This is a genomic window from Barnesiella sp. ET7 (assembly GCF_024733785.1).
Lineage (GTDB): Bacteria > Bacteroidota > Bacteroidia > Bacteroidales > Barnesiellaceae > Barnesiella > Barnesiella merdigallinarum.
The window spans coordinates 358,701-367,543 of the sequence record NZ_JANRHM010000001.1 but is presented as its reverse complement, the minus strand read 5'-3'; the positions used below and the strand labels follow the sequence as shown (position 1 = coordinate 367,543).

The 8,843-nt window shown below is 57.4% G+C and carries 9 protein-coding genes; 4 read left to right on the top strand and 5 right to left on the bottom strand.

Going from position 1 to position 8,843, the window contains the following annotated elements:
- Positions 1-498 precede the first annotated feature (498 nt).
- Together NW211_RS01400 and NW211_RS01395 are read left to right on the top strand one after the other, a co-directional pair.
- Complete coding sequence (locus NW211_RS01400; RefSeq protein WP_087409007.1) at positions 499-984, top strand: ferritin; 486 nt, start codon at positions 499-501, stop codon at positions 982-984.
- A gap of 106 nt (positions 985-1,090) precedes the next feature.
- Positions 1,091-1,297, top strand: coding sequence for a hypothetical protein (locus tag NW211_RS01395; protein WP_258326676.1), 207 nt, complete (start codon positions 1,091-1,093; stop codon positions 1,295-1,297).
- A gap of 83 nt (positions 1,298-1,380) precedes the next feature.
- Here NW211_RS01395 and NW211_RS01390 read toward each other — a convergent pair whose 3' ends face one another.
- Genes NW211_RS01390 through NW211_RS01380 form a run of 3 tightly spaced genes read right to left on the bottom strand, consistent with a single transcriptional unit; the run spans position 1,381 to position 4,846 of the window.
- Positions 1,381-2,703 (bottom strand): pitrilysin family protein, encoded by a 1,323-nt coding sequence (locus NW211_RS01390; RefSeq protein WP_258326668.1) that lies wholly within the window; start codon positions 2,701-2,703, stop codon positions 1,381-1,383.
- Positions 2,700-3,443: a 3-deoxy-manno-octulosonate cytidylyltransferase gene (gene kdsB / locus NW211_RS01385; RefSeq protein WP_258326667.1), complete on the bottom strand. Its 744-nt coding sequence runs from the start codon at positions 3,441-3,443 to the stop codon at positions 2,700-2,702. The genes NW211_RS01390 and kdsB overlap by 4 nt, the downstream gene beginning before the upstream one ends.
- A 38-nt stretch (positions 3,444-3,481) precedes the next feature.
- Positions 3,482-4,846 carry a nodulation protein NfeD gene (locus NW211_RS01380; RefSeq protein ID WP_258326666.1) on the bottom strand — a complete coding sequence of 455 codons (1,365 nt, stop codon included), beginning with the start codon at positions 4,844-4,846 and terminating at the stop codon, positions 3,482-3,484.
- A gap of 293 nt (positions 4,847-5,139) precedes the next feature.
- Between NW211_RS01380 and NW211_RS01375 the strand changes: the two genes are divergently transcribed.
- Positions 5,140-5,643 carry an RNA polymerase sigma factor gene (locus tag NW211_RS01375; RefSeq protein WP_258326665.1) on the top strand — a complete coding sequence of 168 codons (504 nt, stop codon included), beginning with the start codon at positions 5,140-5,142 and terminating at the stop codon, positions 5,641-5,643.
- Between the two features lie 73 nt (positions 5,644-5,716).
- On the opposite strand, the gene NW211_RS01370 is transcribed toward NW211_RS01375, so the two are convergent.
- On the bottom strand, positions 5,717-6,862 hold the full coding sequence (locus tag NW211_RS01370; RefSeq protein WP_258326664.1) for a glycosyltransferase family 1 protein: 1,146 nt from the start codon (positions 6,860-6,862) through the stop codon (positions 5,717-5,719).
- Between the two features lie 7 nt (positions 6,863-6,869).
- Positions 6,870-7,364: an outer membrane protein gene (locus tag NW211_RS01365; protein WP_143240957.1), complete on the bottom strand. Its 495-nt coding sequence runs from the start codon at positions 7,362-7,364 to the stop codon at positions 6,870-6,872.
- Positions 7,365-7,597: 233 nt separating this feature from the next.
- On the opposite strand from NW211_RS01365, the gene NW211_RS01360 reads away from it, so the two are divergent.
- Entirely contained in the window at positions 7,598-8,836 is a 1,239-nt protein-coding gene (locus NW211_RS01360) for a multidrug effflux MFS transporter (protein WP_258326663.1), read from the top strand.
- Positions 8,837-8,843: the final 7 nt, after the last annotated feature.

Genomic DNA, 8,843 nt, shown 5'->3' with positions numbered 1-8,843 from the left:
ATGTTCATTCTTCTCAGCAGCGAGAAGAACGAACCAAGAAGCGCCGCCGCTGTTATCGGGCTTTGTCGGTCGTCGGCTGGCGCCGTCCTCGGGGGCTGCGGAACTCGCTGCGCTCAGACAGTCCTCGCCCTCGCTCCTCGGTCGGCTGGCCTCTTCCCGGCCCGATAAAGGCGGAGTCTATCGCTACGATGCAGAGGCTTGGGCATACTGCACGTGGAGGGGAGTCGATGTCATACCGCGCCCCAGGAATACCCGTTCATGTCCTACCGCGCTGCGATGCGGTATCCAGGTCGTGCCGGCCGTGGCCTGCCAAAATGTCCACGTCGGGAATCGGACAAGATGGCGCCGACGGCGAAAATACGGCATGAAAATGGGGGCGGAGCGATACTGGGATACTGACAGTGGGGCATATAGGCCGCCCGGTTGGCGGGTGGTACAATTTTTGTAGTACTCTCTGTGGTTTTGAAAACTGAATATTAAACTTAAAAACATAGCATTATGATCTCACAGAAATTACAAGAAGCCATTAACGTACAGATTACGGCCGAGATGTGGTCGTCGAACCTTTATCTGTCGATGTCGTTCTATTTCAAGAAATTGGGATACGACGGTTTTGCCAACTGGATGCGTAAACAATCGCAGGAAGAGTTGCAGCATGCTTACGATTTGGCCGACTATATGGCTAAACGTGGCGGTGTAGCTAAAGTGGATAAAATCGACGTAGTTCCTCAAGAGTGGGAAAACGTGCTCGATGCTTTCGAGAACGTATATCAACACGAGTGCCACGTATCTTCGTTGATCGACGAGTTGGTCAACGTAGCTTCGGCCGAGAAAGATAAAGCTACTCAAGACTTCCTCTGGGGGTATGTTCGCGAGCAGGTTGAAGAAGAGGCTACCGCTCTCAACATCGTTGAGAAACTGAAACGCTGCAAAGACGAATCGGGTGTCCTCTTCCTGGACGACAAACTGGGCGAAAGAGAATAATCGATCGTTGAGTTAAAACCTCTGTTGTGATTGAAAAGAATTGCCCCGATAGAAACTCTGTTCCTGTCGGGGTATTTTTTTGTGTAATCGTAAAAACGCATGAATGATGAGAAAGTTGCTGTGCCCGCAATGTAAGGTCTCGGCCCTGTATGTGAAGAACAGCGGGGGCGAACGGCGGTCGGTCTATGTGACGGACGATTATCGGGTGGTGACTCGCAACGAGGGCGAGAGCCTCGAAGGGTTCGACCTCGAGACGGTCTATTGCATGGGCTGCTCGTGGAGCGGCTCGCCCCGCCGGCTGGTGCTGCGGTAGTGCCGACGGGTGAGGGTGCCGCAAAAAAATCCGGTTCTGCAGATGGTTGCAGGACCGGATTTTTTTATGGGTCGGAGGTCGGGTTATCGGGGTAGCGACAACTCGGGAATCTTCTCGCGGTCGCCGGCTACGGCTATGTAGAAGCGGTCGGGCTCCAGATAGCGGCGGGCCGCCTCGAGCAGGTCGTTGGCGGTGAGCCGGCGGATGGCCTCGTCTTGCCGGGCAAAGTAGTCGGTCGTGAGGGCGTTGGCCTGGAGCGACAGGTAGTAGTCGGCAATGGAGAAGGGCGAGTCGAGGGTGCGGGCCATGTCGCCGCGCAGGTAGTTCTTGACAACGGTCAGCTCGTCGGCGGGGATGGGTTCGTGGCGCAGCCGCTCGATTTCGGCAAAGACCTCGTCGATGAGGGGGCGGGTGAACTCGGTGCCGGTCTGGGTAGAGATGACCAGGTAGCTGCCGTATCGCATGGCGGCTACCGACGAGGAGATGCCGTAGGTGTAGCCCTTCTCCTCCCGGATGTTCGACATGAGGCGGCTGCCGAAGTATCCGCCCAGCGCGGTGCAGAGCAGCTTGAGGGCGAAGAAGTCGGGGTGGTCGCGATTGATGACCGGCAGTCCCAGCCGGATGCCTGATTGCAGGGCGTGCTCCTTGTGGGTGATGGCGATGTGCTGACTGGCCGGTTCTATGGGGTAGACGGGGTCGGGCGTCGGCTTGTCGGCGGGTCCGTGCCACGTTTGGCCGAAGTGACGCTCCAGGTTGTCGAGCAGGCGGTCGGTCACCTTGCCGGCGACGAAGATGTGGCATCGGTCGGGGCGGATGTGCTGGCGGTGGTAGGCCCGGAGGTCGTCCGTGACGATGCGCTCGAGGTGGGCGGGGGTGACGATGCGTCCGTAGGGGTGCTCGCTGCCGAAAATCTGTGCCAGGAAGGTGTCGGAGGCCAGCGAGTCGACCTTCTCGTTCTGCACGAGCAGTTGCTGGATGCGTCGCTCCTTCAGCCGGTCGAACTCGGGCTGCGGGAAGTCGGGGCTGGTCACGATGTCGGCCAGCAGACCGATGCAGGTGTCGAGATGCCGGTTGAGGGTGTAGAGGGTCACATACTGGTAGTGGCTCGATGTGGTGGTTTGCAGCCAGGCCCCGTGGTAGTCGAAGGCCTCGGCTATCGCTTCGGAGCTTTTGCCGGCAGCCCCCTCCTTGAGCATGAGCAGGGTGAGCGAGGCTGTGCCGGGCCGGATGTCGGCATAGTAGCCGCCGTCGAACATGAGGTCGACGCGGCATACCTCTTCGTCGCCCAGGTTGCAGACTGTCACTTCGATGCCGTTGGTCAGGCGATAGCGTTGGGGCTCGGGCAGGGCGAGCGGAGGGAATGCCCCCACAGGCGGAGGGGTTATGCGGTCGAGAGTCGTGGTCATGGCAGTAATGCGATAGCTTTTTCCAGGTCGGCCGGGGTGTCGATGCCGATAGTCTCCTGGGTGGTGATACCTACCTTGATGGTGTAGCCGTTTTGCAGCCAGCGCAGCTGCTCGAGCGATTCGGCCAGTTCGAGCGACGACTGGGGCAGGCAGGTGATTTGGCCCAGCACGTCGGCTCGGTAGCCATACATGCCTATGTGTTTGTAATAGGTGTGGCGGGCCAGCCATTCGGCCGGTTCCACACCTCGCAGGTAGGGGATAACCGAGCGGCTGAAGTAGAGGGCCTCGTGCCGCTCGTTCAGCACCACTTTGGGCGAGTTGGGGTTGGCCAGCGCTTCGTATCCCTCGGCCGCCTCGAAGGGCCGCACGAGGGTGGCAATCTGGATTTGGGGCGAGTCGAAGCAGGCGATGAGGCTCTCGATCTGCTCGGGTTTGATGAAGGGCTCGTCGCCCTGGATGTTGATGACTACATCTTCGTGACCGCCCAGCGTGCGGTAGGCCTCGAAGCAGCGGTCGGTGCCGCTGCGGTGTTGGGCCGAGGTCATCACCACCTCTCCGCCGAACGACTGTACGGCGTTGAAGATGCGGTCGTCGTCGGTGGCCACACACACGTGGTCGAGCACTTTGCGGGCCTGTTCGTATACCCGCTGAATCATGTATTTCCCTTTCATGTCGGCCAGCGGTTTCCCGGGGAATCGGGTCGATGCGTAGCGGGCCGGAATGATGCCTATGAATTTCATATCGGTAGTTGTTTTTATAGCGTTGTTGATTTCTCTTTTTATTTTACCTCAACCACATAGAGTTGAGCGTTCTCATACTTGACCACCCGCACGGTAGCTCCCTGCTCGATATAGCCGTGCAGGGCTACGGCGTCGAACTGGGTGCCGTCGATGACCACTTTGCCGGAGGGGCGCAGGATGGTAGCCGCCTCGCCCGTCTGGCCGATGTACTGTTGCAGTTCGGGCGGTACACCTATGTAGCCCTCGTCCTTATCCTGAGCCGAGTTCAGGGCCAGCCGGCCGATGGGGCCTTTGCTCGTGAGCTTTTTGAAGAAGAGGAGCAGCAACACGAAATAGATGATGAAGCCTGCGGAGACGGTGATGAGCCCGCGGCCTATCTCCCGACCCGGGACGAACTCGAAGTCGAAGTTGACGTTCCCCACCAGTGCCAGCACGAGGGCTGCGAATATGAGTGTGAAACCCGAGATGCCGGCGATGCCGAAGCCCGGGATGACAAATATCTCGAAGATGAGCAGGATGACGCCCACGACGAAGATGAGAATCTCCCAGTTGGCTGCCAGTCCGTCGAGGTAGAGCGGGGCGAAGTAGAGTACGGCGGCGGTGCAGGCCACGGCAGCAGGCAGCCCTACGCCCGGGGTCTTCAGCTCCATGAAGATGCCGCCGAAGATGAGGGTGACCAGGATGGCCTGCAGCGCGGGGTTGGTGAGAAAGCCGGCAATCTCGTCGAAGAGCGAGGGCTCGAACTGTTGCAGGGTGTAGCGGTTGCGGTGCAGCTGTTGGGCGATGAGTTCGTCGACGCTTTCGACCGTCCCCTCGCAGTAGCGTTGGGCTATCGCCTCGCTGGCCGTGAGGGTGAGCACCTTGCCCGAGTCGCACAGGTGAGGCACCACGATGCGTTCGTCGACCATCGCCTCGGCAATGAGCGGGTTGCGCCGCCAGTTGCCGGTCGAGTCTTTGCCATGCGCCTCGGCCGTGGCGCGCATGGTAGCGCGCATGTACGACTGGTATTTGTCGGGCATGGCGGCCCCCGTCTCGTTCACTACCGTGGCGGCCCCCATGCTGGCGCTGGAGCGCATGTAGATGCTGTCGCAGGCAATGGCGATGAGGGCTCCGGCCGATGCGGCGTTGTTGTCGACAAAGGCATAGACGGGCAGGGGACAGTTGAGGATGGCGGTGCGCATGGAGTCGGCATGTACGACGGTCCCGCCGTAGGTATTGAGCCTGAGAACGACGGCCTTGGCTCCGTTCTCCCGGGCCTGGTGCAGGCCGGTACGCAGGTATCGCCAGGTGGTGCTGCCTATCTCCTTGTCTATATCTATCTGGTATATAGTGTCTTGTGCATTTGCTGCGAAGAGGCAGAAAAATAATGCGAGAAAAAATAGCGGTTTGTGAAACTTTTTCATAAACAAAAGTGTTTATTATCAAGAAACAAAAACTGAAAAGACAAGAAACATGTTACAAAGTAAATAAAAAATAGTCAGAACCGATATTATTGGGTTGTATTTTGCGAAAACAGGAATTTTTAAACTTTACTTGGGAATGATTTAAACCCCGAGGCCTTTTGTAAAGAACATGGAATTTCAGATAAGTAGTAGTTGATAGTAGATTTTCGATGAATTTTCGTAATACAAAGTAGTAGTAGAAGAGTAGACAGAGATTACAAGAATTACAAAAATCATCAGAAAAATTATCAAATATGAACTCTCTAAAATTTCAGGACCGATTGCTCGATCTGCAAGACAATCTGTTGAATTTTGCCTACATGCTTACGGCTAACCGGGAAGAGGCCAAGGACTTGCTTCAAGATACCACGCTCAAAGCTCTCGATAATGAAGATAAATATATCGACAACGTGAATTTCAAAGGTTGGGTGTTTACCATCATGCGGAATATTTTTATCAACAACTACCGCCGTGTGGTACGCAACCAGACCATTATCGACCAGACCGAGGACCTGTATCACCTGAACTTGCCGCAAGACTCGGGCTTTGATTCGCCCGAAGGGTCGTTTACCGTCCAGGAGATTACCAAGGCCATCAACAGTTTCAGCGAGGAGTACCGGGTGCCGTTTACCATGCATGTGGCCGGATACAAATATCACGAGATTGCCGAGAAGATGGATTTGCCGCTGGGCACCGTCAAAAGCCGCATCTTTTTTGCCCGCCAGCGGTTGCAGGAGATGCTGAAAGATTATAAATAGCTACTGTATGGTGTTATGGGTCCAGGGAGGATTTACCTGTCCGGAAGACGCTCTGATAGCCGTTGTCGGTTGTTCAGAGCGTTTTTTCTGTGAGTAGTCGGGTGAGCCGGGCAATGTTGCGGGCGCTGTCGTATGGCTCGAGCAGGCGGATGCGCCGCTCGCGGGCCTGGTGGTCGAAGGGGCTCTTCAGTACCGTGGCTACAGCATGGCTCAAGGCTTGCGGGGTGTCGGCTACGAGGCAGGCCCGATCGAGACCCGTGCCGACGAGCATCTTGCTGTTGACAATGCAGTGGCCCCCCGTGTAGAGGGCGTGGAGCAGTTTCAGCTTCAGGCCCGTGGGCTGGAAGGTGATGAGTACGTTGGCGGCCGCCTCGCCGATGAGGCGCTCCATCTCCTCGTCCGAGGGGTTGGCCACGAGCCGGGCTCCCGGGGTGGCGGCAATCTGGCGGGCCAGCCGGTCGGCGGGGTTCTTCCCGGCAAATACCCACGATGTGCCCGGGGTGGAGGGTACCACCTGTTGCAGCAGGTATTGGGCCGCTTCGATGTTCTCTTCGACCGAGAGGTTGCCGTGGTAGAGCATGTAGTCGCCTTTGGGCGAGAGGGGGGCCACCCGGTCGTGGGCCTGGAAGGCGGGCAGCCACAGCGTGGCGACTTGCGGATACTTCGAGGCGAAGTAGCAACGGTCGCTCTCGGTGATGGCCAGGATGGCGTCGGCGTGGGAGAGTATAGCCTCGTAGCGTTTCAGCCGGGTGGCCTCTATCCGGTAGTAGAGGCGGTGCCAGCCGGTGGCCTTGCGGGCCAGCCCGTCGTAGTATTCGTGTTCGACGTTGTGCATGCGCACCAGTTTGCAGCGGCTGGTCAGGCGAGGGTCGGCCAGGTGGGCACAGCAGTGTATCCCCTCGAAGAGGATGGGGGCATCGTCGGCCAGCAGGTCGGTGAGCAGTTGCGACGACTGTCGGCTCGAGACGATGTAGGGGTCGACCGAGAACTGACGAGTAAACGAGCGGTCGCGCGGGTAGTAATAGACACGGTCGGCCACCTGGTCGAGCTGGGGTGCCTGCTGCCGGTCGTACTGGTAGGTATGCAGCAGCACTTCGTAGCCGGCGCTTTTGAGAGCCCGCAGCTTGTAGTAGATGTCGATTACACCTCCGTAATCGGGGGGAAAGGGCACCTGCAGCGATACCACATGAATGCGCAGAGGAGGCGACGACAACGGCATGGAAAAATCAAAATTTATACCCCAGACCGATGGATATGTTGGCCTGGTGGAACCGGTCGATAAAGATGTATTTACCCTCGATGTGGAGGTCGAGCCGTTGCGAAAGATTCATCTCGAAGCCGGCACCGGCATTGATGCCGAATTTGTTGATGGTGTTGGACAGTTCCTTGTCGGTCTGCAGGCCGCTGCCCCGCCAGCTCTGGAAGGTGATACCGGCCAGCGGGTAGAACGAGAAGCGTCCGGCGAAGGGTACCAGGTAGTGAACGTCGCCATTGATCTCGAGGTTGTTGCGCTTGTGGTTCGAAAAGGTATAGTTGACCGAAGGGGCTACCCGCCAGTTCCTGGCAATGGGCAGGTGGAGGAAGATACCCCCTTGAGCATTTTCGCTTTCGAACAGGTATCCGGCAGACACACCCAGGCTTTTGGTGTTGTAGGATTGGGCCTGGGCACCCGCTATGGAGAGCAGCATGACTGCCGCTAAAAGTCCTATTATTTTTTTCATCTTCAAAAGTTTGAGCAACAAATATACGGTATCTTTCCGGGAATATGAGCACCGGAAAGGAGAGAATAGGGTTAAATAAAAAAAATTTTTTCACGCATTCTCGCGGGGGGGGGCGACGGGGCGGGAGCTCTGGATGAAGGGGCAACCTTGAAAAAAGGTTAATAACCAGGTTGTCGGTGTAGAGATGAGGCTACATTCTTGGTAATTTTGTCACGGTTTTTAAAGGTAAAGTTATGAAAGGTAAAAATACAGGCCCCTTTTTATTTGTACTGTTAGGGGCATTGACGGCCTTCGGTCCCTTTGTGACCGACATGTATCTGCCCAGTTTGCCGTCGATGGTGGGCTATTTCAACACGCAGGCTTCGATGGTTCAGTTGGGCCTCACGTCGAGTATGATCGGGTTGGCTTTGGGCCAACTCTTTTTCGGTCCGTTGAGCGACCGCTACGGCCGTCGCTCGCCGCTGCTGGCCGCCATGGCACTCTTTATCGTGTCGACGGTGTGCTGTCTGCTATCGACCTCGATCGAGAGCTTCATCTTCTTCCGTCTGATACAGGGTGTGGCCGGAGCCGGCGGTATCGTGGTGTCGCGCTCCATCGCTACCGACCTCTTTACGGGTAAGGATCTGGCCAAGGCGATGGCCATCATCGGAGCCATCAACGGGGTAGCACCTGTCGCTTCGCCGGTGTTGGGCGGATTCCTTACCGATTCGATCGGGTGGAAGGGTATCTTCATGGTGCTCCTGGTTATCGGCTTTTTGCTGTTGCTGGGTAACCTCTATTTCAAGGAGTCGCTGCCGGTCGACCTCCGCAAGCGGGGCAGCGTGAAGGGGTTGCTGACCACCTTTGGGACGGTGCTGCGCAACCGGCGGTATCTCTACTATGTGCTGCAGATGGGCTTTGCCATGGGTGTGCTCTTCGCCAATATCTCCTCTTCGCCCTTCATCATGCAGCAGCACTACGGCTTTTCGGCTTTCGAGTTCAGCCTCTTTTTCGGCATCAATGCCCTGGCTATCGGGGTGGCTGCCGGGCTGTCGGTGAAATTCAGCAATCCCGAGCACGCCATGTTTGCCGGGTGTGTGGGTATGACTCTGCTGTCGGTCATCGAGTTTGCGGCCCTTGGTCTGGGGTGCAGCTTTGCGGTGTATGAGGCATTGCTCTTCCTGCTACTCTTTGCGCTGGGACTCACCTTCACGGCCAGCACGACGCTGGCCATGGATTGCGAGCGGGCCAACTCGGGCACGGCTTCGGCCCTCTTCGGGGCTGCCGGGTTCGCTTTCGGCGGCATCGTCTCGCCCCTGGTAGGGTTGGGCGACATTCTCACGACCACGGGGCTCATCTTCTTCGTCTGCTCGCTCTGTTCGCTGGGCTTTGCCGTGTTGGCCTTGCGCCAGACCCACACGGGGCTGTGGCACAGCTTCAAAGTCCGGTTGATTCCGGTTGTGCGGCTGGATTTCCTGCGCCGTTCGAAGTAGCGGGTGT